The organism is Vibrio owensii (assembly GCF_002021755.1).
GTDB classification, from domain to species: Bacteria; Pseudomonadota; Gammaproteobacteria; order Enterobacterales; family Vibrionaceae; genus Vibrio; species Vibrio owensii.
Window position 1 is genome coordinate 1,494,110 of the sequence record NZ_CP019960.1, and the last position, 23,296, is coordinate 1,517,405.

The 23,296-nt window shown below is 44.9% G+C and carries 18 protein-coding genes; 8 read left to right on the top strand and 10 right to left on the bottom strand.

Annotated features, from left to right (window positions below; all coding sequences use genetic code 11):
* Positions 1 to 23 precede the first annotated feature (23 nt).
* Positions 24 to 1,214 carry a multidrug effflux MFS transporter gene (locus A9237_RS23145; protein WP_078609795.1) on the bottom strand — a complete coding sequence of 397 codons (1,191 nt, stop codon included), beginning with the start codon at positions 1,212 to 1,214 and terminating at the stop codon, positions 24 to 26.
* Between the two features lie 111 nt (positions 1,215 to 1,325).
* On the opposite strand from A9237_RS23145, the gene A9237_RS23150 reads away from it, so the two are divergent.
* Positions 1,326 to 2,213 carry a LysR family transcriptional regulator gene (locus A9237_RS23150; protein ID WP_020194793.1) on the top strand — a complete coding sequence of 296 codons (888 nt, stop codon included), beginning with the start codon at positions 1,326 to 1,328 and terminating at the stop codon, positions 2,211 to 2,213.
* A 187-nt stretch (positions 2,214 to 2,400) separates the two neighbouring features.
* Here the strand turns inward: A9237_RS23150 and fhuB are convergent, their stop codons facing one another.
* The 4 genes from fhuB to A9237_RS23170 all read right to left on the bottom strand — a co-directional run bounded on the left by fhuB (position 2,401) and on the right by A9237_RS23170 (position 8,679).
* Entirely contained in the window at positions 2,401 to 4,395 is a 1,995-nt protein-coding gene (gene fhuB / locus A9237_RS23155; RefSeq protein ID WP_078609796.1) for a Fe(3+)-hydroxamate ABC transporter permease FhuB, read from the bottom strand.
* Positions 4,395 to 5,348, bottom strand: coding sequence for an iron-siderophore ABC transporter substrate-binding protein (locus A9237_RS23160; RefSeq protein ID WP_078609797.1), 954 nt, complete (start codon positions 5,346 to 5,348; stop codon positions 4,395 to 4,397). The genes fhuB and A9237_RS23160 overlap by 1 nt, the downstream gene beginning before the upstream one ends.
* A gap of 91 nt (positions 5,349 to 5,439) precedes the next feature.
* Positions 5,440 to 7,563 carry a TonB-dependent siderophore receptor gene (locus tag A9237_RS23165; RefSeq protein WP_078609798.1) on the bottom strand — a complete coding sequence of 708 codons (2,124 nt, stop codon included), beginning with the start codon at positions 7,561 to 7,563 and terminating at the stop codon, positions 5,440 to 5,442.
* A gap of 207 nt (positions 7,564 to 7,770) precedes the next feature.
* On the bottom strand, positions 7,771 to 8,679 hold the full coding sequence (locus A9237_RS23170; RefSeq protein WP_045414631.1) for an AraC family transcriptional regulator: 909 nt from the start codon (positions 8,677 to 8,679) through the stop codon (positions 7,771 to 7,773).
* Positions 8,680 to 8,898: 219 nt separating this feature from the next.
* On the opposite strand from A9237_RS23170, the gene A9237_RS23175 reads away from it, so the two are divergent.
* From A9237_RS23175 to A9237_RS23185, 3 genes are all read left to right on the top strand, one after another.
* On the top strand, positions 8,899 to 9,657 hold the full coding sequence (locus tag A9237_RS23175; RefSeq protein WP_078609799.1) for a siderophore ferric iron reductase: 759 nt from the start codon (positions 8,899 to 8,901) through the stop codon (positions 9,655 to 9,657).
* A 79-nt stretch (positions 9,658 to 9,736) separates the two neighbouring features.
* Complete coding sequence (locus tag A9237_RS23180) at positions 9,737 to 10,522, top strand: ABC transporter ATP-binding protein (RefSeq protein ID WP_078609800.1); 786 nt, start codon at positions 9,737 to 9,739, stop codon at positions 10,520 to 10,522.
* Positions 10,523 to 10,786: 264 nt separating this feature from the next.
* The gene (locus A9237_RS23185; protein WP_078609801.1) at positions 10,787 to 12,607 is read left to right on the top strand and encodes a putative bifunctional diguanylate cyclase/phosphodiesterase; all 1,821 of its coding nucleotides are present in this window, start codon (positions 10,787 to 10,789) and stop codon (positions 12,605 to 12,607) included.
* 34 nt (positions 12,608 to 12,641) lie between these two features.
* On the opposite strand, the gene A9237_RS23190 is transcribed toward A9237_RS23185, so the two are convergent.
* Positions 12,642 to 13,898 (bottom strand): peptidoglycan DD-metalloendopeptidase family protein, encoded by a 1,257-nt coding sequence (locus tag A9237_RS23190; protein ID WP_217349281.1) that lies wholly within the window; start codon positions 13,896 to 13,898, stop codon positions 12,642 to 12,644.
* A 153-nt stretch (positions 13,899 to 14,051) separates the two neighbouring features.
* Complete coding sequence (locus A9237_RS23195) at positions 14,052 to 14,681, bottom strand: hypothetical protein (RefSeq protein WP_045414627.1); 630 nt, start codon at positions 14,679 to 14,681, stop codon at positions 14,052 to 14,054.
* A 149-nt stretch (positions 14,682 to 14,830) separates the two neighbouring features.
* Here A9237_RS23195 and A9237_RS23200 point away from each other — a divergent pair, with 149 nt between their 5' ends.
* The 4 genes from A9237_RS23200 (at position 14,831) to A9237_RS23215 (ending at position 20,273) form a co-directional block, all read left to right on the top strand.
* Positions 14,831 to 15,232 (top strand): GFA family protein, encoded by a 402-nt coding sequence (locus A9237_RS23200; RefSeq protein ID WP_078609802.1) that lies wholly within the window; start codon positions 14,831 to 14,833, stop codon positions 15,230 to 15,232.
* A 194-nt stretch (positions 15,233 to 15,426) separates the two neighbouring features.
* The gene (locus A9237_RS23205) at positions 15,427 to 16,098 is read left to right on the top strand and encodes a YoaK family protein (protein WP_078609803.1); all 672 of its coding nucleotides are present in this window, start codon (positions 15,427 to 15,429) and stop codon (positions 16,096 to 16,098) included.
* A gap of 471 nt (positions 16,099 to 16,569) precedes the next feature.
* Positions 16,570 to 17,934, top strand: a complete 1,365-nt coding sequence (locus tag A9237_RS23210; RefSeq protein WP_005435537.1) for a YjiH family protein — start codon at positions 16,570 to 16,572, stop codon at positions 17,932 to 17,934.
* A 467-nt stretch (positions 17,935 to 18,401) separates the two neighbouring features.
* Positions 18,402 to 20,273, top strand: a complete 1,872-nt coding sequence (locus tag A9237_RS23215) for a methyl-accepting chemotaxis protein (protein WP_005435536.1) — start codon at positions 18,402 to 18,404, stop codon at positions 20,271 to 20,273.
* Between the two features lie 82 nt (positions 20,274 to 20,355).
* On the opposite strand, the gene A9237_RS23220 is transcribed toward A9237_RS23215, so the two are convergent.
* The 3 genes from A9237_RS23220 to A9237_RS23230 all read right to left on the bottom strand — a co-directional run bounded on the left by A9237_RS23220 (position 20,356) and on the right by A9237_RS23230 (position 23,168).
* On the bottom strand, positions 20,356 to 20,679 hold the full coding sequence (locus A9237_RS23220; RefSeq protein WP_027726582.1) for a VPA0510 family protein: 324 nt from the start codon (positions 20,677 to 20,679) through the stop codon (positions 20,356 to 20,358).
* 235 nt (positions 20,680 to 20,914) lie between these two features.
* Positions 20,915 to 22,072 (bottom strand): amino acid permease, encoded by a 1,158-nt coding sequence (locus A9237_RS23225; RefSeq protein WP_009706178.1) that lies wholly within the window; start codon positions 22,070 to 22,072, stop codon positions 20,915 to 20,917.
* Between the two features lie 784 nt (positions 22,073 to 22,856).
* On the bottom strand, positions 22,857 to 23,168 hold the full coding sequence (locus A9237_RS23230) for a hypothetical protein (protein WP_005435530.1): 312 nt from the start codon (positions 23,166 to 23,168) through the stop codon (positions 22,857 to 22,859).
* Positions 23,169 to 23,296 lie beyond the last annotated feature (128 nt).

Consider the following 23,296-nt stretch of genomic DNA (forward strand, 5'->3'; position numbering starts at 1 on the left):
TAAATGCTTGCAACCAGATTTAACTATGAACGTTCCGGTTGAACCAAGCCATTTGAAGGCGTACGAAACTGCCCGAGCAGCAAAACAACGCAAGAGATAACGGCGACTAAAACGTAGAACATACCTAATTGATGTTGAGTTGTTACCCAACTCTCAACGAGGTAACCACCAAACAAACCTGCCAAACACATCTGGATAGATCCTGACAAAGCAGACACAGCGCCGGCTTGCTGCTTGTGTGGAGACAATAAGAGGCTAATTGACACAGGAAAAGACATCCCTTGTGCAAAGCTCAAGCAAGTGAACGCCACCAATAACGACACAACGTTAAACGGCAAACAGAGTAACATAACGCCAGAAGCAGCGACGATGACAAAGCTCATCAGTAAAATCTGCTGTTCTTTATAGCGTGAGTTGATGAAGTTGAGCACCAAACTGCCCATCAATAAGCCAGCCGAAGGCACGATCATTAGTGTTCCGTAATCAGCAGCGGTTAATCCAAGCTCCTGTTGCATCAAAAATGGATAAAGAGACAAGGTAACCAAAGCAGATAAGTAGCTAAGCCAGTTGTAGCTTGCGCTGCCAATCACTTGTTTATTGGTCAGTAATTCTAGGTAGTTCAGCATTACACGTTTTGGTTCAAAGCGTCGCTTGGGATACGGCAGTGTTTCATGCAGCACAGCAAAGCCCAATGTAAAAATCGCTAACAGATAAACAAGCACGAACACAAAAACCGCATGCCAACTGATGTGATAGGCAATCCAACCACCAAACAAAGGAGCGACTATCGGCATCACGGACGCCGTGACTGATATGTAAGAAAGCGCTTTGGTTAACTGCGGCCCATCATAACTATCACGCAAGACGGAGCGTCCAAGCACGGAGGCACTACCCGCCCCAAGTCCCTGCAACAAACGTCCGGCTTCAAGGGCAACAATATGATCAGCAAACACAATACAAATGACCGTACCAATCAAGTAGACACTCTGCCCCAAGAGAAACACCGGCCTTCGTCCAATGGCATCCGACAAAGGCCCGTAAAACAGCTGCGAAACACCGAAACCAACGAGGAAAAGAGTCACTAGGTTTTGAACGGTATGCTGTTGCAAAGCGAGGTCATGACTGATCAGAGGCAAAGAGGGAAGATAAATGCTGACGCCTACTTGACCAGTCGCGATGATCATCATCGCCAATAATAATGGTGTTTTACGCAATATACCCTCCTTACAACATGACAGTTTCACGACAGACAGTGTATATTTATTACTCAAAGATGATAATCAACCAAAATGGAAAGGGATTATTTCCCCTGAGGATGGAATTGAATGGACTGGATACAGAGTGTTAATAGCTACATTCGCGTTGTTGAAGAAGGCAGTTTCAATGCAGCAGCACGTAAACTCAATACCACCAGCTCCGCCATCAGCAAACGTATCCAGTGGTTGGAAGATAAGATCGGCGTCCAATTACTAAAACGAACGACGCGCTCCATTAGCCAAACCGAGGCAGGCGCTTTGTTTTACGAGCGCGCTAAAGTGCAACTCGACTCTTGGCAGTCCGTACTCGACGAAACCCGCTCCGTTAACCAATCTCCTGCAGGGCTCCTCAAAATTGGTGCTACGCTGGCCGTCGGCTCTAAGTTCTTAGTGCATTATCTTGATGACTTTCTGGAAAAATACCCAGATATAAAGCTGCAATTGATTACAACCCTACCCGGTCAAATACCTGAACTCAGTTTAGATTTGTTCATCAGCCGAGAGTTAGAGCAATTGAATTCGCTTAGCTTTAAAGCCAGCCCTTTGTTCGAACACAAGGCACAGTTTTATGCGGCCCCCAGTTACCTAGAGAAACATGGCACACCGCAAAGTGTTGAGGAACTGTCACAACATAACGTTTTGATTTGGGGTGAAAAGCCCGTAAGAGAAATCAAGACTAATCGTGGGAAACGCATTAGCCTTTCAGGGAATTTCGCCACCACCAACCCAGAAGCTCTGTTTCACGGCGCAAAACGGGGCATGGGCATCTTGCTATCAAACAACGTGATGATAAAAGAAGACCTGAGATCCGGGGCTTTAGTGCCGATTCTTCCAGACATCACAGCTGATGAAGCTACCGTCTATGCGTATTACCCTAAGCTCGATTACCAACACACTCGAACCCAGCTCTTCTTGGACTACTTAAAGAGTCGTTTAGAAGAAGAAAAGCGCGCTTAATCTGATTACGCTTTGGTTGCAAAAGCACTGGGGAATCACAAGAGTGCGTTGGTCTTTCTTGAGTGCTTTTGAGTGATAGATAAGAAGTTATCACTTTCCTCACTCTAAAAGAGCCAACGCACCAAATCATACTAAGAACAAGGTTCGCTGATATTTGATGACAAAAACCTTCAACCTACTCACAAGCCTACGAATTTCGGGATTTCAGCAGCAAGAAGATGAAGTAGCTGCCACCTATAATAGAAACCAACGTGCCTGCCGCAAGCTGAGCTGGGAAAACAACCACTTGTCCTAACCAGTCGGCGAACAACATTAGTGCCGCACCAATCAAAAACGATAAGATGATCTGTTCTCGAACCAAGCGTGCACCAACCATCGCTGCAATATGTGGGGCCAGTAACCCGATAAAAGCAACCGGACCCATGGTGGTTGTCACCATCGAACATAAAATCGCGACAATGCACAACAGAGCGACATAGGCGATGTTGATGTTCAGCCCTCTTGCACTGGCAAACTGGCGACCAGTAGCAATTAATGTCACCCAGCGGCTCAACAGTAAAGCAACGCCAATACAAACGGTTATCACGATAGCCATGATCGTTGCCGCATCAGGTTCAACACGATAAGTAGAGCCAGCTAACCAAGCCAACAGGGTGTACTTCCCTTCCCCTACTCGCGTTAAAGAGAACTGCACTAAAGCCTCCAACACTGCGGTCAGCGAGATACCCGTCAGGATGAGAATCGAGGGTGCAAACTGATGCTTCTTACCAAGGAATAACAGCAAACACAGTGCAATAGCGCTGCCCAAATACGCAATCCACGGGCTTAGTGAATGAATCGAGTATCCCATAAACAGGCTACTGAAAATCAACGCTAAAACAGCACCCGCCGACACACCGAGGATGTCTGGGCTCGCAAGTGGGTTGTAAACCAACCGTTGTAAAATCACACCAGCGACAGCGAGACCGCCACCAGCAAATATCGCAGTTAACATTCTAGGCCAGCGGATTGACCATTCAAACGCGTCTGGAATTGCAAAGTAGCCCATATCAGACGCCGGTTGTGACAATGTACTTAACGCCAACAAACCGAAGATCATGATGAACAACAAGAAATAAGCCAAAGATGAGATAGACCTTGGACCTTTCGGCATAGAGAAAAACATTTGATCTTGGGCAGACATTTGTTTGCGGGCAATAATGATCAAAGCCGGAGCCCCAATTACCGCGGTTGCCGTTCCTGTTGGAATCATATCCAAAGACCATTGAGCTAAGAATATAGCCAGACTGTCGGTCACACAGAGTAATAGTGCGCCTAACGCACAGCTTGCAATGAGTTCTGATTTCGCCTTTAAAAAGCCCAAGTGCCTCGCGATATTTGGGGCAATCAAACCAATAAAGCTGATAACACCCACCGAGGTAATCGACACTGAAACCAACCACACGCCGATTGCCATTAGCACAAAGAAGGTGGTACCTATGTTAAGGCCACGCGCAGCCGCTCCTTCCGTACCAATCGAAAGCAACGTCAAAACCCTCGGTGCCAACAGAAAAATAGCAAAGATTGGTAGTAACTTAGGCATTAACCAAAGCACTTGTTCCCAACCGTTTTGCCCAAGATCGCCAGCTCCCCATACAAACAGGTTTTGTGCGTACTGGTCGTTAAGTAAGATAATCGCGGTCGCAAATGCGCCTAACAGTAAGTTAACCGCCATACCTGCCAAAACAATTGGCAAGCCACTCATGTTTTTGATGCCAACAATGGAAACAATAAGCCCCATTGCAAGCAAAGCCCCGACCAGCGCAAACCAAACTGAATACTGAGCCACCAACATCGGCGCGACCACATTTAGAATGACCAGACCAAGCCAAGCACCTGACGATGTACCTAAGGTAAGCGGAGACATCATGCGATTCTGAGTTAGCTGTTGAAACAGGCTACCTATAGTACCGAGTGTTCCACCAACCAAAATCGCCATCACCAAACGAGGTAAGTTTACATAGGCTAACGCCATCAACTCGAATGAATCATCGACCATTCGTTCGAACGAAGCGGTGTCGCTAATCTGTGAGATTTGCCGGAACAACTCATCAACGGGACCAAATTCAGACTGACCTAGCCATAAATGAACAGAGGCGGCGAGCAATAACACCGCCCCCATCATCAAACCACTGAATCTCATTACTGCTCCGCTAGCGTCAACAACGATTGCGCCATGGCTTCAGCGTTATACAAAATCGACATGGCACCGCCGTAGCTCCAACTTGCCGCTACTGGGCTAAATTGGCCATTACGCACGAAAGGCATACTCTTCCAGATTGGGGACTGATTTAATTTGTCTTGGTATGGGAAAGGTTCGAAGTAAAGCGCAATGCCATTCTTCACCTTCTTAAGCTCCGTCATACGCTTTTGACTGATACCCCACTGACTCGCAGGAAGATCCATTGCATTTTCAAAGCCTAACTGCTCAAGCGCATATTGCGGGATCGAGTTATCACCGTAAATGTACACCGAAGTGGTGCTGGCAAAACGGAATGAAGTGACTTTCGGTTTGTCACCTTGATACGCCTTGGCTAACTCAGCCTTTAGAACAGCAATACGCGCATCCATCGCAGCCAGTTTATTGTTCGCTTGTTCTTCTTTGCCAAGCAATTGAGCTATCTTCTTAAAGTTCTCGATAGCCGCCGCCGCGTTGCTATGCTGCTCACTATAAGTTTGGTAATAAAATACTGGCGCAATTTCAGAGAGTCGCTCTTGCAGATCTTTCTGAGGCGAAGCAATAAGGATCACATCAGGGTTAAGCTTCTTAAGTGCAGAAAAGTTAGGCTCTGTTCGAGTACCAATATCCGCCACACCTTCTGGAATCGCAGGTTGAACAACCCAATCACTGTACCCTGCAATATCAGGCACCGCGACCGGTGTTACGCCTAGTTCGATCACTTGCTCTGCTATATCCCAGTTCAGTGCCGCCACTCTAACGGGTTGAGCTTTAATAGTCTTAACACCTTCACTATCTTCGACTTGGTAATCCGCCATCGCATTAAACGATAAAGCGCTCGCTAAAACAGACAGAGCGAGTTTTGTATTCAAATTTTTTGCTTTAGAAAAATGGGAAGCTATTGATTTTAAGCTCATATATTTGCCTACTTAATCTAAATTCGATATTTGTTCAAACGACAAAAGCAGCCGAATTAAGACTGCTTTAGTAGTGATATTCCTAACCTAGTTAGAACTCATAGTTCACACTAAGCTCGACAGATTGCTCTGCACCAAACCAGCAATTCGATTGGTCGTAACACGCGTAATACTCTTCGTTGAAAATATTGTTCACGGCTAGGTTCGCTGTTGCACCAGATAGCGTATCGCTGGCTGCCCCTAAGTCGTAACCTACAGACAAATCGACCACCGTGTAAGACGGAACTTTACCTTGTGTATTACTCGCATCCATTTGCATTTCACCAACGTAACGAGCACCTACGCTGAATCGAGAGCCCGTTAGCATGCCGTTAAATACGTTGTAGTTCGCCCACATATTAGCTGTGTGTTCAGGTACATAAATTGGCGTCGTGCCTTCTAAACCGTTGTTAGAGTCTTCGGTAATTTCCATGTCAACATACGTATATGCTGCGGTAATATCGAAGTTCTCGGTCGCGAACCAACGTCCTGATAGCTCTGCACCTTGTGATACCACTTCACCCACTTGGATTCTTGGGCCATAAACGTTGGTTGGATCTGTCATCAACATGTCTTCTTTCACAATATGGAATAGAGAAACCGTTGCTTCTTTCGACATATCGTCAGACAGGTATTTCACACCAATCTCTGCTTGTTGTGCTGTCTCTGGATCAAATTCATTACCAGCTTTATCAACACCCGGCGCTGGTTCAAAGCTCGTCGCGTAACTTGCAAAAGGTGCTAAGCCATTATCAAACTGATACAAAGCCCCTAAACGGTAAGTAAAATGTTTATGATCAGATTCATGCGCGTAGTAATCACTCTCTGATTTGTAATGGTCAAATCGTGCGCCAGCAATCAGCACTAATGCATCTAAACGGATTTGGTCTTGCAGGTAAAAGCCCAGTTGGCTTGATGTTGTGTCATCTAGATATTCACCCGTTTTAGTTACATCGCTACGATCTAACAGATCATTGTTAGGGTTCAATGGATCAAAGCTATTAAAGCCACTGCCATTCGCAATGTAAGACGAGTAGTTAACATTACCGTCTAAGTCTTGGTAATCTAGACCAAGCAATAGATTGTGTTCGACAGAGCCAACATTGATGATACCGCTCAGCTGGTTATCAATAACAAAGCCTTTGAAGCTCTCATCCGTTGAATACAAATAACGATCCAACTGATTCGGCGTGCTTGGGTCGTAACTCACATGATAAGTGTTCTCTTGGTATAGAGACGCATCGGTGTAACGAGCATTCTGTAAGAATGTCCATTTATCATTGAAGTCATGGTTAATCTTATAACCAACCATCAACACTTCACGTTCCAATGTATTCCAATTCTTATCACCCATCGAAACGGATGGATCGCTTACTTTCAGAACATCTAATGGCATTGCCGAGTTAATGCCCATTGAAGGATCTTTTTGGTAGTAAAGGTTAAAGTTAACTAATGTACTGTCAGTTGCTTGCCAATCCACTGAGGGAGCAATTAGGTATCGCTCTTCTTCTGCATTATCAACTTGGCTATCTTGTTTACGAGCAAGCGCGATCAAACGGTAAGAAAAATCACTGTCGCCAAACTGACCAGTGGTATCGATAGAAGCTTCCTGCAAATTACGTGACCCCGTCGCAACGCCAACCTTAGTGGATTGCTCAGTTTGCGGGGCTTTCGCGATCATATTCACCATACCACCCGGCGGCATTGCACCATAAAGTACAGAGGTTGGTCCTTTAAAGATCTCGACTTGCTGCATTGCAATCGGGTCAATCTGTGGCTGTAGGTTCCAACCATTTAAGAATTGAAGCGAAAGACCATCGTAGTAATTAACGTTGTTGGTCGCAAAACCACGGATAGAGTACGAATCAAACATGGCTACCGAACTACCACGGTTTTCAGTTACAACACCCGGTGCATAACGAAGGGCTTGATTCAAAGATTGAACACCTCGTTGCTCTAACTGTTCTTCATCAATAACGGTAATACCTTGAGGCGTTTCTTCTGGCTCAAGTGCCGACTTAGTTGCGGTATTACGATAAGCTTTTCCTAAAACAGTGATAGTTTCTATATTCGAATCTGTCGCTGTAACAGCTTCTTCTGCTAAAGCCTGCGTGGAAAATGCAGTCAACAACGCAACTGCCAGTGATGAATACTTAAAACGAACGTGAGTGGTCATGATTCCCTCGGTACCAATGCTTAACTTAAATAGTAATAAATCTCATTTGCATTGTATGTATCTATAAAAGGGATAATTAACAATTTGGTGCAAATTCCAAAAGAACTTGGCCAATTTTGAGAAGAGTTAGGTCAATTGATGATTAAAAATACAATTAACCTTATTGATTGAGAGGCTTTGTAGGGAGTACGCAGGAAGAAGATATGACTACGATTTAATAATAGGCACCCAGTATTCCATTACGGCATCTGCGGCATTAGATTTATAGGCTGATGGGTACACTTCAAGTTCGTAACCATCGACACCTCGATAACCAGATTTCGGCAACCAATTAAGTACGAACCAACTCAGAGTGTATCGAAGATTCTCAATCGGGCCACAGTGTTTAACTACTGCGTAGGTTTGTTTAGGAACGGATAAGACCTCTAATTTATCAGAGATAATGCTTGGCAATTGAGGGATTGAGATTTCGTCTTTAAGTTCGACCCCTGCCCAATAGCGGATATTAGTACCATCAAAACTCGATTGAGTAAGGTCGACAACGCCAATAAATTGAAAGGCATTCTCATCAGGAAGCGTCACTTCTCCTTCTAAACGCGACCAAAGTTGCGGGACTTTCTGGGCAAAATCTTGCGTCAGTGAAAACAAACCACTGATTTCTGAGGTAATCCCCTTAACCAAGAAAGGCTCTCTTTCGTCGATACGCACATTAACAAAACTTAGCGCGCCTTTTTCTTCAGCGCTTACCGTTTCAGACACTTGTATCGGCTTTCTTAGCCCTACTCTTTTCCCCGCCTTCCTGTACTGACTAGGGCTTGCCCCAAACATCTGCTTAAACGAACGGCTAAAACTAATTTCTGAATTGAATCCGAGCCCAAGGGCGATATCGATCACTCGCTCTTTGCTGTCCAACAGTTCTTCAGCCGCTTGGCTTAACTTAAGTTCTCTCACGTAGTTTGCAACAGTAAGTCCAGTTTCAGCTTGAAACACCCTTTGCAATTGCCATCGTGACCAGCAACTCTGCTTCGCAATATCTTCTAATGATAGTGTCGAGCTGAGGTTCGCATGGATATAAGCCAAAACGCGGCTGATACGGTCAAATGCAGGTGTGTTCATAGTCAAGCAATCAAATTCTCGGTAGTGGTCATAACGTATTAGATGTCAGAGATACTTTTATCATTTAAAGACGCTTTTATCACTTAAAAATGGCTAAAGGGCACCCAATTCATCCTTCCCTCTCATTGCAATTTCGCCGAGGAGATGCCCCATTTTGTATGGTTATCATCGATAAGGTTCGCTATGATAACGCAACTAATTCTCATTTGATGGTTTAAGATGCTTTCCCAGCTGCACAATGTTTTCACTCGTCGGAGAGCCCCTTCTCTACACCAAAAAATCTTCGCTTACTCTAAACAAGTTACGCCTTATCTTAGTGGAAGTTATGGTTCTCTGAGCAGCAAAAGTATCGCTATTACGAATGATAAAAGCCATATCGAAATCAAGCGCGTATACGATGGCCTTGCAAAGAGTCAACCTGAAGCGGGGAAAGCCTACTGGCTAACACGAACTTGGGACCTAGTGTGCTGGCAACCTGTCTATGTCACCTTTGTTTCAATCTACGGCCTTCATTCGCTACCCGATATCAAGAATATTGGTCAATTTAGGTATAAAGAGTTCGTCACAGGATACCGCTTTTTCAATGGTGACCATCAGCACGGCACACCAGAAGAGTTAATCCCACACGCTGGTAAAGCCATACTTGAACTCACTGAGTTTTTCCGCGATCAGATTAGTGAGTGGACACGCATCCGACCGGGCTTTACCAACCATTTACTCGCGGATCTATTACTGGGTTGTTTAATCAAACTGCAACAGCACGAGCAAAGCCTCACCAATGAGTATATAACCGAGCAAGCGAAACTATGGTTAGCGGCATGCCAACTGCCAGACAGTCATTTAGCCAGCCTCAAAATCGACGATACTTCGGGAATGCTTAAGCTCGTTAGGGTCAGCTGTTGCTTAGTTTATAAGTGTGACTCTGGGAAATACTGTGACGATTGTCCTAGGCATCCAGACAACAAGAAGAGCGCTTAACACCACCATCTAATTTCAAAGGCCAGTAAAGGTGCATTTGCTTTTATCAAGTGACTTTGTTGGTCGAGGCAATACTGACATGTTTCAACTTTCAAACATCAAAATCGTTCGTGATGAGCGAACCATTCTCTCAATTGACGAGCTTTCCATTCCAACGAATGAACTCACCGTGATTCTTGGTCACAACGGTTCAGGAAAATCGACATTGGTTAACTTACTCTCAGGGCAAATGGCACCGGACCACGGTACGGTAGAGTTAAATGGTGTCTCTCTCTCCTCCTTCAAAAGCAGAAACCTAGCCAAGAAGATCGCGTATCTACCGCAAAAGCTCCCAGCTTCTGCAGGCTTAACGGTAGAGGAACTGGTTCGTCTTGGGCGTTTTCCTTGGCGAGGCACATTTGGTCTTTGGAACTCAGAAGATCAATCCATTATCCAACAAGCGATGGAAAGAACGGGCGTTGCTGAGTTCTCGCAGGCACTAGCGGACGATTTGTCCGGTGGTGAACGCCAGCGAGCTTGGGTATCTATGTTGCTTGCTCAGCAGTCACCAGTACTAATCCTCGATGAGCCAACATCAGCACTGGATGTTCATCACCAATTTCAACTGATGGGTTTGCTGTCTGAACTGAATAAAAAAGAAGATGTGGGTGTGATTGTCATTCTGCATGACTTGAACCTCGCACTGCGCTACGCGACACACATCGTTGCTTTAAAGGGAGGTCATATCGCATTTGAAGGTAACGCCGATAAGTTACTCGACGAACAAGCGTTGTCTGCACTGTATGAATCCCCTATCCGACTGATCGACCATCCTGTACCAGCCAACACCGCCGCAAGTGAAAAAGTCGCCGTCGTCTGTGAATAGCTTAGGAAACTCTCATAAAAGACGACATAGCGCAGTCTCTAGTATCTAGTCACTACCAAGGAGACTGCCACTTTTGTGAGAGGTTAATTCAGCCCTTGCTAACCCATTAGTTGAAAAATGCCTTTCTTAAGCAATCAGAGTTTGAAAAATCACGTGAAGTAAACAATAGTTAACGTGATGCATATCGATTAAATGAGAAAAGATCGTGTAACAAAACCAACATAAACACGATATGGCAAAACACAACGTCGGGTGAAATGTTCAATGGATCATGAACAAAACAGTATCCAATTGCTTGATGAGATTCTAAAACTTAACGGTAGTGCATTACTCGATAGAGTAACGCTGGAGCTCCATCAACAATTTCAAAGCTACTGCACATGTGTAGTCGAAATAGCGCACCTACAGCACTGTGCCGTAACCCTTTCCAATTCTAGTGGTGGCACCATTGCTGACAACATGAGTTACGGATTAGAAGGGACACCTTGCGAAAAGGTAGCACAAGACATCGGTGAGATTATTTTCTATCATGATGAGGTCTACCGTCTCTACCCTAAAGATCAGCTATTCCAAGATGCTGGCATTCAAGCTTACATCGGTCTTCCACTGAAGACACACAATGGAGAAGTGCTTGGTATCTTACTTTCGACCTTTCCTCGCGCCATCAATGAGCAAGAGGCAAAGGAGATCATCTTCTATCACCGTTTCTTGTCCAACGTGATCATCCACAGCTTAAGAGAGAAGTGGATCAGTGAACGTTCAGACAAACTGCTTAACCAACTGAGTTATGAAGTCTCCCATGACAACCTCACTGGTTTGCTCAATCGCAGTTGTTTGGCAGACACGCTAGAAACACTCACACAACAAGCTACGCGCCCTTTTAGCCTCGCCTATTTGGATATCGATAATTTCAAATCGATTAACGACATTAACGGTAACTACATTGGCGACCAAATTATCAAATTCACCGCAAATGCGATTCAGCAGAGCTTAACGTCACCAAATAACGCGTTCCGTGTTGCAGGCGACGAGTTTGCCTTCATCACTTATGATGAAGATCCAGTCGCAGTTTGTCAGGAGATTCTAGATAAGATTGAAGCGGGTTATTCAGACAAATCCAACCGTATTTCCTTTACGGTCAGCATTGGTATTGCTCGTGCTCCTGTCCATATGCTCAACAGCGACGACCTAATTCTCAATGCAAGCCTGGCGCTCAAAGACTGTAAAAAGCACCGAGATACACGCATACAACACTACGACACCCATTTAAGTGCGCTTTATCATCGCCAAACACAATTGATTGAAGCGCTACGCGAACAACTGCGTTTGAGTATCGATGAAAACGAAGAGCTATACGTCGTCGTTCAACCGATTGTGGACATCACCAGTGATCGCTGGGATTACTTTGAAATCCTAGCGCGATGGAACAGCAGCGTTTACGGCAGTGTCTCTCCCGTAGAGTTTATTGAAGCAGCCGAACAATCAGGTTTGATCATAGAGCTAGGCGAACGAATTGTTGAACTGGCTTGCCGTGCGAAACAAGATCTTGAACGACAGCTTGGCTACAACGTGAAGCTTTCTATCAACTGTTCGGCACACGAACTGGTCGATTCAAACCGTTACATGAACTTTTTGACGCGTATTTTAGAGAAATACGATCACCAAGCGACTGACTTTGTTATTGAGCTCACCGAAACGGTTTTATTATCGCAAAGTGGCCGCGAACAGATGGTTCTGAACTCACTTCGTTATCTCGGCTTTAAAGTCGCACTGGATGATTTCGGTACGGGTTATTCGAGTCTGAACTACATCCATAACTACCCTATCGACAGCATTAAAATTGATGCCACCTTTGTAAGAAATATGTTGGCGAATACCACGTCAGAACAAGTGGTGCTGCTCATTGCTCAATTAGCACAACTGTTAGAAGTCGATTTGATTGCGGAAGGGGTTGAAGACGACAGAGCCTTACAGAAACTGATAGAGATGGGTTGCCATCATATCCAAGGTTATTTCTATTCGAGGCCACACAACGTCAATGAACTGATAAGTATCATCAACGAAAAACAAGTGAAAAGCGCATAAAAAAGACCAAACAATGTTTGGTCTTTTTTGTATTTTATAAAACTGCTTTTTCTTTGTCTTTCAGCAGCTTGTCCATCTCGTCTCGATTAGCAACAAAGCTTGCCATTTCCTTCTTAGGCACTGAACTCGCCATAGGAATATTGGCACGCATTGCGTTCACCGGACGACCGTATTCGATCAACTCGTAGTGAAGGTGCGGACCTGTCACACGCCCTGTCTTACCAGATAGACCAATACGTTGACCACGAGAAACCTTTTGGCCTTTCTTCACGAGGATCTTACTAAGGTGCAGGTAACGTGTTTTGTACTTGCTGCCGTGCTCAATCACCACGTAGTTGCCCGCATATGGGTGTTTACGCGTCATGATAACAGTACCGTCACCGGTCGCTTCTACTGGTGTACCAATAGGCACAGCCCAGTCCGTACCGTTGTGCGGTGCAACACGACCTGTTACAGGGTGAAGACGTGTCGGATTAAAGCCAGAGCTGATACGCCAGCTACGACTGACAGGATAACGTTGGAAGGCACGCTGTAGGCTCTCGCCTTTCGCGTTATAGAATTGACCATCGGTATGAAGATAAGCGGTAACTTCACGACCACGGTTATAAATTTTGATTGCTTCTATTTCGTTCTTGCCAGTTGGTACGCCATCAATGCTTTGAGATCGGCGAACCACTTCGAATCGGTCACCAGCACGTAAATCTTTACCGAAGTTCACTTGTTCTTTTAGCAGGTTAACCACTTGGCTAATTTCAGCTGAGCTCAAGCCTAAGCGATTTGCAGATGACGAGAAACTGCCTCGAATCACACCGACCAATGGTTCTTGTTTCCACACACCTGGGATTGAGATGTCTGAGAAATCGTAGCTGCCATCGTCATTACGGTGGTAAACCACTTTATCGGCAATGGAGAACTGAAGCTCCATCTTTTGTAGCTCACCTGTCGATTCATCACGCCAAAAACGCAATGTGTTGCCCGGTTTCAGGGTATCAAGAGCAAGGAAGTTCAAATCCGTTTCCATCACTTTCATCAACGAGCTGTAGCCGAAGCCCAGTTGGCTGAAAATGGTACTCAGGTTATCACCTGCTTGGATTTGGTATTCAAAATTGGGTGGAGTGACAACTTCTGCTGTTGTCGCATCAAGAATATTTTCGACAACCTGCGATTCTGGCAGGTTCAATGCGATGGTTTTGGTAAGGGAAGACTCTTTGAGAGAGTTGGAAACACCAATCGCAACTAATACTGGCAAGGAGTACAACAGTAGCGCTTTACGACTTGTCAGATTCGGCAACCGTCTTGTTGTAATTTCATTTGTAGACACGGGAATTACTATCTCCTTTATAACAAGGCTCATAGCTTATGCATTCCCGCATAAGAAATCACTATGAAATTACGAGATCTAGCGCAGAAAACACTTATTTTTTACAGAAGACAAAAAAATTCATTACTGTTGCATATGTAGGTTATTACCTACACGTTTAAGCGTCGCTGAATTCAATTGATTTGGTTGTTCTGCCATCGCTTGATCTTCGCCATGTTGAAGATAAGAAAGCGAAATTTGCGTATCACTCTCCCACTTCAAAGAAGACATCTGAATTCGGTCACCAATGAAAACACTGTTCAATAGCACAACTCGGCTTGGCACTGCATCAAATTTAAACAAACCGATGTAATAAAACGCCCCTGAGCCTTGTGTGGTCACAATCACCGGCGCGACAATCCAAGGGGTTTCATTGATGTCGCGTTGAGCAATAAACTCGGTAGGAACCAGCACTTCACCTCTGGTGCCGCCAGCGTCGTATTGACCTTTTAGGAAGCCGTTCTCTTTATCCCAATCTTCTAGAAACGTTACCGCACCTTGCTCAGGAACTTGAACCGTCCACGGATTTCGTGACTGAATCCCCAGAACTTCGGCCACGATAGGATTAGATTGTGCCTGCGCTTGAGGAAACTTCGCCATAATCTCTTCATCGGACAGACTAAATCGGTAAATGCCCGCAATGATCACCACGGCTAACAGGACGATTGGGATCAGTAGAATGAGAGGGATAGGTAGGATTCTCTTACGAGCCATGAAGACTTCCTTGTGTTCTTGTTCTCTTAATTATGTTCGGAGTATATACCAATTCACCCGTGAAGACCTCAACGCCTACTCGTTCAATTTGACTCAAGTGTTTCAAAATTAAACTAAACTGTTTGGTGGGCAACCAATAGGTAATAACGATGACAAAAATCACCCACACATGCGAGTGTGCCTGTGGCTTAGTCCAACTTCGTTGCACGGCGGAGCCCATTCGCACTTCTATCTGTCACTGCTTCGAATGCCAAAAGCGAACTGGCAGCGTATTCGGCGTTCAAGCTCGATTCAACAAAGACCAAGTCATCCTTGATGGTGAGGTCACCAGTTACATTCGCATTGCTGATTCAGGCAATCAAGTTCAATACGAGTTTTGCCCTGCGTGCGGCACAACCATGCGCTTGCTCTTGTCGGACGCACCAGATTACGTCGTGATTCCGATGGGTTTGTTTAACAATAAAGAGTTTTCAGAACCAACGGTCTCTATTTACGAACAACGAAAACACGGCTGGGTAAGCTTTGATTGCACCATGGAACACATTGGTTAAGCAGAAGCAGCCACAACAATGACACAGCACTCAGCCTATCTACTTTCGATACGCCTATTTACTCTCGGTACGGACAGATCATTCAACAAAAGTTGAGACTTTATTGAGAATGATCAACCGCGTAATAGCAGAAGTACTTTCGTTCCGCGCCACGAGCGCTATAATCTGCTCCTAACATTTGGTGAGGTTTTATTGTGATTTCCAGACTTCCTCGTTGGGTGGAATATGGCGCGTTTTTGCTTGCTCTTCTCGCAGGCTGCGTCAATGCCGTGGGTCTTCTCGGCTTTCAACATCAAGCGATAACGCATCTTTCCGGAACCGTAACTCAGCTAGGGAACAGCTTACTAACAGGTGTGGACTCAACCATTCACCTGCTCTTTATTGTATTCAGCTTTTTAATAGGCTCTGCGTTTAGCGGATTCTTTATTGAAAGTAGTGCCCTCAAACTTGGCCGCCGTTACGGTGTTGCACTTTGTATTGAAGGCAGTTTGTTACTGCTGAGCATAGGCTTTTTGGTACAAGGTAATGTATATGGTCAGTACCTTGCTTCTGCTGCATGCGGTTTGCAGAACGCGATGATCACCACCTTCAGTGGCGCTGTGGTACGAACGACGCACATGACCGGCATCATTACCGACCTAGGTATTATGATTGGAGAGAGCTTACGTGGTCGTCAATTTGACCGACGTAAAGCCAAGCTGTTCATCTTTATCTTTTTAGGTTTCTTGTTAGGTGGTACTGCTGGTGCGGCATTGTTTAACGTTTATGAACTGTACGCGTTGGCCTTCCCTGCACTTCTCGCATTTGTTATTGCCATCGCATATTGGTGCTACTTGTACCTACTCAATCGCAATCAAACAGCCTAAATGTAATATGACGGTTTAAGCATTCGACTTAAGCCGTCACTCTTGCACTCTCTCACCTATCTCTTTCTGCTTTAAACGAATCCCTTCGATTGCTCTGATTCAGCTATTTGTTCTTTAATCCCTTAAAAGTTGTGTCACTACTGGGAGAAAACACCGCTTTCGCCTTGAGATCCGAATCACATTTGCTAGGCTTTTTATTGCTTTGGTCACACTGTGCCGTTTAACAATCTGCTCAGAGGGGCTTGCGTGCTACAATTTTCTAACACGAGCAACAAATTCATATACAAGATTCTGGTTTTGATTCAATTGACCGAAAAAACGGCTGAATAACTAGATGTATTTAATGAATAGTATTGCAAAGGATACAGTTTGCGGGTAATCTCCGCACACTGTGATTAAATACGGATGTTTAGTGAATATTTATGTCATGGAATATGGCGAGTATTGACTAGTAGTAACACGAGACAAAAAATGCATAACAACACCAATGCTGCTGAAGCGCCTAAGGGCAACTTTTGGATGTTCTTCATCCCATCCCTGATCGGTCTTCTACTTTTCATGGCTCCAATCTCTTACGATGGCGGCCTGACAATCCCTGTTGCGGTAATGGCAAAAGTCATTCCTGCGGTTCTTGGCGATACTTTAATTGCGATCGTGACCGCTATTGTTGCTTTCATGGCTATAGCTTCTGTTCTGTGCAAAATTTTCAAGCCAGCAGCAATCCTACGTAATGGTTTCTTGAACGGCCTATTTAATCCTTCTCCACTTTGGCTAATGGTTCGCCTAATCGGTGGCGCAGCTGTGCTGATGACTTTCTTCCAAGTGGGTCCAAAAGCGATTTGGGAAGAAAACACTGGTGGCCTTGTGCTTACTGGTCTTCTACCAACGCTGTTTGCAGTATTTATTTTTGCAGGCCTATTACTGCCTCTACTGCTTAACTTCGGTCTACTAGAACTGTTCGGTGCACTTCTAAGTAAAGTAATGCGCCCTGTATTCAACCTTCCTGGCCGTAGTGCTATCGACTGTATGGCTTCTTGGTTAGGCGATGGTAGTGTTGGTATCCTGCTAACCAGTAAACAGTACGAAAACAACTTCTACACCCAGCGTGAAGCAGCGGTTGTAGGCACGACGTTCTCTGCGGTATCTATTACGTTCAGCTTGGTGGTACTTGCTCAGGTTCAATTAGAGCACCTATTCCTGCCTTTCTATGGTGCGATCTGTTTAGCAGGTGTTATCGCGGCGATCATCATCCCTCGCCTTCCACCATTGAGCCTAAAGAAAGACCGCTACATGGATGGCAGTGAGCCTAAGAAAGACGCAGACGCAGTACCTGCAGGTCACACAACTTTCTCTTGGGGTATGGATCTCGCACTAAAACGTGCTGGTCAAGTAACTTCAGTACGCTCAGTATTTAAAGAAGGCGTACACAACGCAATCGACATGGTCTTTGGCGTACTGCCAGTGGTTATGGGTCTTGGTACTGTTGCGCTGATCATTGCTGAATACACATCGGTATTTGAAATCTTAGGTCAGCCATTTATCCCTTACCTAGAATTGCTACAAATCCCTGAAGCAGCGGCAGCATCTCAAACTATCGTCGTTGGCTTTGCGGACATGTTCATCCCAGCGATCCTAGCGGCATCAATCGACAACGAGATGACTCGCTTCGTGATTGCAGCTATGTCAGTTACTCAGCTTATCTACATGTCAGAAGTGGGCGCACTGCTTCTAGGTAGCAAGATTCCAGTAAACATCGTAGAACTGTTCGTTATCTTCATTCTACGTACGCTGATTACGCTACCAGTTATTGCCGGTATAGCTCATTTGATTTTCTAAAATCATGCATCTTAAAAAGGCTCCGCTCTGTCGGGGCCTTTTTTGTATCTGCTGACTCGTTTTGCAATTTCCCGCCTGTTTTGTCACATCTCCCCTTATGTATTCAGCTTTCGAATAGCCTCACTTTAAACACATAAGTTATAAATATAACTTTAAATTCATTGATTTAAATTGCAGAAAACCAACAGCTCAGACTTGTTTCTATAAGGCTCAATGATACTATTCTTATGTTTTTAACAGTTTGATGACGAAGTTCAACAAATTAGATCAATCTCACAACTTTATAAAACAAGCGACTTTTTGTTCTCGTTTCGCCAACAAAAGTCGTAATTAGCCTTCAGGTTTCTGATAAATCTGTCGATAACAAAAATAACAAACACAATAATGTGTTCACTTCTGCCGAATGTGCCCGACAAATAAGAGGTGCAAGCAGAGTAAACCAGCCGGGAGACTCGAGAGGGAAAAGTATGAAATTCAGACATAAGGTTGTCACCGCCTCTTCTATTTTATTGCTTGTAACTGTGGCATTGCTGTCGACACAACAAGTGATGACCATTCGTTCACAGATCGAAGAAAACATCGACACCAGCGTGAGTGAGATCCTATCCAGTGTGGGGAACACGGTAGAATCTGAAATGAACGCTAAAAAAGAACTCGCTCAATCCATGACTGAGATTCTTGAAATTAACCCAAGCGACCACGATTACGTGAAAGAAGTGCTAGAGAAGCCAATGCCAAAATCAAGCTTCTTGGCCATCGGTTATGCTTACGACAGCAACGGATTCGTGATTGAAAACGATGACGGTTGGGAAGCCGGCCCTGATTACGATCCTCGTGTTCGCCCTTGGTTTGTATCAGCAAAAGCAGAAAACAAACTTGTTGTCACCGATCCTTACGTGGATGTTTCTTCTAAGAAAGTGATCATCTCTATCGGTACACCAGTGCGCGAAGCTGGCCAGTTTTTAGCAGCCATGTTCTACGATATGGAGCTAACTACCCTTTCTGACTTGGTCAACCAAGTAAACCTATTCGATGCTGGCTACTTGTTCCTAGTGACTGCGGATGGCACAACCATTGCGCACCCAGAAGCAAAATACAACGGCGAGAAGCTATCAAGCTACCTACCGCAAGTATCACTAACGTCTGGTGCTCAGCACATCGAGATGAATGGCGACAAATATATGGTCAGCCTAACTCACATCGCGAGCGAGAACTGGTATGTGGGCGCGGTTGTAGACGAGAGCATTGCCTATGCTGCAGTAGGTAAGCTGCGTAATAGCGCAATCATCTACTCATTGATTGCCGTTATTGCATCTATCATCGCGCTGACTATCCTTATCCGTACCTTGATGCGCCCTCTTGATGAGCTAAACACAGCGATCCAAGCTGTAGCATCAGGCAAAGGCGATTTGACGCAACGTCTGGACACTAATACCGATCAAGAATTCTCTGAGCTAGCAAAAGGTTTCAATACCTTTATGGAGAACTTGCAGCATCAAATCATCGAATCGAAGAGCATTTCTGATCAGATCCTAAGTGGTACGCAAATCACCGCTGAAGGCGCTCGTGATTCAGCTTCTGCGATTCAAACTCAGCTGCAAGAACTTGAACAGCTCGCAACCGCAATGCACGAGATGTCAGTGACTGCGACAGAAGTTGCGAACAACGCACAAGGCGCGGCAAGTGCAGCGAAAGAAGCAGACGATGCAACGGTGCAAGGTTCTTCTATCGTGAATGAGTCTACAGAGACAATTAACCTGCTTTCAGACAGCATCGATCAAGCGGTTGAAGAAGTACAAGGTCTTGAATCAGCGACGGCAAATATCGAAACGATTCTAAAAGTAATCAACGACATCGCAGACCAAACCAACCTACTGGCGTTGAACGCAGCAATCGAGGCAGCACGTGCTGGTGAGTCTGGTCGCGGCTTTGCAGTCGTAGCGGATGAAGTTCGTACTCTGGCGCAACGTACTCAAGAATCCACGACCGAAATCCGTAGCATGATTGAACAGCTTCAATCTGGTGCCTCTTCTGTGGCTAGCGCTATGCACCAAAGCAAAGGCAGCGCAGTAGAAGCGGTAGAGAAAGCAGAACACGCTAATGACGCCCTGCAACGTATTCGCGATGCGATCCAACGTATCTCTGACATGAACTTGCAAATTGCGTCAGCAGCAGAAGAACAAAGCTTGGTAGCGGAAGAAATCAACAACAACACGGTTAACATTAAAGATCTGTCGACCCAAGTTGCTGATTCAGCGAACCGCACCAATGATGCAATGCAAGCACAGCATGAAGACGTTCGTAAGCAAGACGAGATCCTAAACCGCTTTACGGTTTAACTTCTCCTCTTTAACCCAGAACAAACTTCATCAACCAACAAGCAAAACAGCGAGCCAAAGTGCTCGCTGTTTTTTTGTTTGCTTACAAGACCACATGTATATAGCGATCTTTTGAGCGCTTGTAATAAAAGTCATCCACTTTTAGGTAGGTAAAATTGCCAATCTGAATGTAGGTGCTACGTGGTGGAATGTGTTTGTAATGGTAGTAGTGATGCTTCGGTCGCTTGTGCTTCACCACCACAACCTTTTTGTGTTTATGCTTATGTTTGTGCTTATGATGATGGTGGTGATGCCCGTGATGATGTCCGTGTTTGTGGTGATGTTTAGGGTGTGCCATTGCTTCAGCACTGAACATCCCCAAAGAAAGCATCATTCCAACGACTGTGAAAGAAAATCGCTTCGACACTCGGTTCCCCTTTACTTTATAACTTGTTAGTCATCATAAAGAGAGTGGTCGCAGGCCATGTCAGCCTGTGGCGAGACAGTTTCACCTCAAGGTCAAATATCATCACGATTTATCAGGCAACGGTCAGGCCATACACGCCGCTGATGCAGCACTAACAATTCTGCACAAAAAAGCCGCTTGCCCAGTGATGGACAAGCGGCTTTCTAGATTCAATTTGTGTGTTCGTAAAGTCGATTTATACCGCTTGAGCGAACAGCAAGAAACAACCGAATAGGAAGATCATGCTCATACCCATCGCACCGCCACCAGCTTCGTACACACTGTTGTCTTCTACAGGAACACGACGTACTTTCATGGTCATCGATAGTGGAACAAACACCGCTAGGAATACAAGGATGATGCCTGCGTAGCTAAGGATCGCTAGGAAGTGCTCTGGAGCAAATACCGCGCCAAGCAACGGCAGAATAAACGTCGTCACGAATACCACTGGCTTACTTGCTTTTAGAAGGTCTGCATTTTGGTCGTAAAGCGCCATTGCCACACCCAAGAAAGACGTCAGCAGTGCCAAACCAGTAAACATAGACAGAATGAACTCGAGACCTGTGTATTGTTGACCAAGAACAGAGATCAACTCAGATACGTTTGAGAACTGGATAAGTTCGTGTGGTGGCAAATTACCCACTACCGCGAACAACCACAGTAGGTAACACACAAGAGGGATCGTCGAGCCAACAATGATCATGTTGCGCAGTTGGGTTTTGCTCGCTTCTTTGTTGTAAGTCACCAAAGAAGGAATCACGACCATGAAGCCAAAGCTTGTGAACAGAACTGAACTTTGCTTGATCAGTGCCATTTTGTCTGCGTTCACGACTTCACTCAGACCTTCAAACGATACGTTCGGCGCAAGAGAGAATAGCGTAAGGACAAGCGCGACAATCATACCGATGAATAAGCCACGGTTTAGCTTATCAACCACACCGGTACCCGCCGATACGATTAGACCAACCAAAACGGTAAAGCCAACTTGGCTAGAAATAGTAGAAAGTGGTAGGCCCATTGACGCAGTCACTTTTTGTACCAAGTCACCAGCACCGATGATGTACGCCATCAAAAGACAAACAAGCAGCGCGTACAAAAGACCGTTAGTAACAAACTGACCGCCTTTGCCCAGAGTTTCACGAGCAATCGCGTTCATGCTAACGCCACCACCTACTTTACAGCTTGCTTCCAATAGAAGAAGTGCAGCGTAAGTTGTACCCGCCCAGATGAACAGCATAAGAAGAGTGCCCCAAAGGAGGCCGAATTGAGCAAGCACCATTGGTATAGCAAGCATACCAGCGCCAAGAGCAGTACCTGCAACGATCAGGGAGCTGCCGACAAGTTTTAGGTTCACGGTTAATACCTCTAAATTTAATCCGTTTTGTTTTGACTTATCGTGCTTTTGGTTCGAAGCACGATCTACGGAAACGTCCTACTTTGCAGCCAATGAATTCGATGCTAAACAGCAATTCAGGATGCAAGAAGCCTAGACTCAAGACGGATCTATCCTGTCTGAGTACATTGGGGATGTAGGGAATCATTTCCGGGCAGAGTTCGACTAACGGAATGTCTCACTTTGGGTTCGAAGCAAAATCAGCGCATCCTTTTTCGTCAATCCCATTCTCTGCTGAATGGATTTGGTTCGAAAGGATTGTAAGGCATAAATAGGACGATTGAAAAGCAAAAGCTCCATCTTATAGCCATATATTTTAACAACTATCAGTTGATGCAACAGATATGTTGTAAAACCGCCGATTATTTAGCCTTTTGTTGTTATAAAGCTTAAGAAGTGAGCTTTGACGCTCAATTTTTGAGGTGTACATGAAAATGTACACTTTGTTGAGAGGTGTTAGAAACCCGGAACATAGCCTAGATTCAGCAATATCGTTATTATTCGCTCCGTACCGACACGTTTCGGTTCACATACCTCTAAACACTGATTTACGGTTCGAAAATATAGGTAAATGAGTGTTCCGAATGCTGGGTTTGGTTCCCCAGCATTTGCATCCTTTCTTTAAATTCCTTCAGTGCTTTTATTTGACACAATTGGCTTTGTGGGATTTCGCTCGTTCATGTTGTTACAGCTCCCCATACTTTACAGTTATCCATGCTTTACAACGAGCAACGCTTCCGACCAATTACATTTCCTTGTCTAGCGCATCAATGATGTAAGTCAGTGCTGCGACACCCATATCGGCCACTAAGCGCTCTATCAGGCTCAAGTTCTCATAGGTTTGATTCAGCTCAGTCTGGTCAAGATCGCATCGATGCAAAAACAGCTCTTTATACTTCATCAACCTTTTCTGTGATTCTCGGGTTAACCATGTCATATCCAAGCGACTATCACGGCTGCGATTGCGAATTTCATCAAGCAATTGTTCTAAAACGCGTTGCATTTTGCGAATACTTACTTCACCAGAAATTGATTTATAAAGCTGATATTTTTCCATTTTCTGAAACTGACTGAAATTTAGTAATTTTTTTGTGGAACGTCATTCTTATCGCTATATCAACTTGGGTAAATACGAGGTGGTTAAACTGGTCCGGATATTGCGTGCTTCAGGACAAAACTGTCCTT

Bases quoted from the DNA above. Each gene is read 5' to 3' on its own strand.
- A9237_RS23165 (WP_078609798.1), bottom strand. From the start codon at position 7,563: ATGACCACTCACGTTCGTTTTAAGTATTCATCACTGGCAGTTGCGTTG.
- A9237_RS23170 (WP_045414631.1), bottom strand. From the start codon at position 8,679: ATGAACACACCTGCATTTGACCGTATCAGCCGCGTTTTGGCTTATATC.
- A9237_RS23195 (WP_045414627.1), bottom strand. From the start codon at position 14,681: ATGGCTCGTAAGAGAATCCTACCTATCCCTCTCATTCTACTGATCCCA.
- fhuB (WP_078609796.1), bottom strand. From the start codon at position 4,395: ATGAGATTCAGTGGTTTGATGATGGGGGCGGTGTTATTGCTCGCCGCC.
- A9237_RS23160 (WP_078609797.1), bottom strand. From the start codon at position 5,348: ATGAGCTTAAAATCAATAGCTTCCCATTTTTCTAAAGCAAAAAATTTG.
- A9237_RS23230 (WP_005435530.1), bottom strand. From the start codon at position 23,168: ATGGAAAAATATCAGCTTTATAAATCAATTTCTGGTGAAGTAAGTATT.
- A9237_RS23180 (WP_078609800.1), top strand. From the start codon at position 9,737: ATGTTTCAACTTTCAAACATCAAAATCGTTCGTGATGAGCGAACCATT.
- A9237_RS23175 (WP_078609799.1), top strand. From the start codon at position 8,899: ATGCTTTCCCAGCTGCACAATGTTTTCACTCGTCGGAGAGCCCCTTCT.
- A9237_RS23185 (WP_078609801.1), top strand. From the start codon at position 10,787: ATGGATCATGAACAAAACAGTATCCAATTGCTTGATGAGATTCTAAAA.
- A9237_RS23210 (WP_005435537.1), top strand. From the start codon at position 16,570: ATGCATAACAACACCAATGCTGCTGAAGCGCCTAAGGGCAACTTTTGG.
- A9237_RS23215 (WP_005435536.1), top strand. From the start codon at position 18,402: ATGAAATTCAGACATAAGGTTGTCACCGCCTCTTCTATTTTATTGCTT.
- A9237_RS23150 (WP_020194793.1), top strand. From the start codon at position 1,326: ATGGACTGGATACAGAGTGTTAATAGCTACATTCGCGTTGTTGAAGAA.
- A9237_RS23200 (WP_078609802.1), top strand. From the start codon at position 14,831: ATGACAAAAATCACCCACACATGCGAGTGTGCCTGTGGCTTAGTCCAA.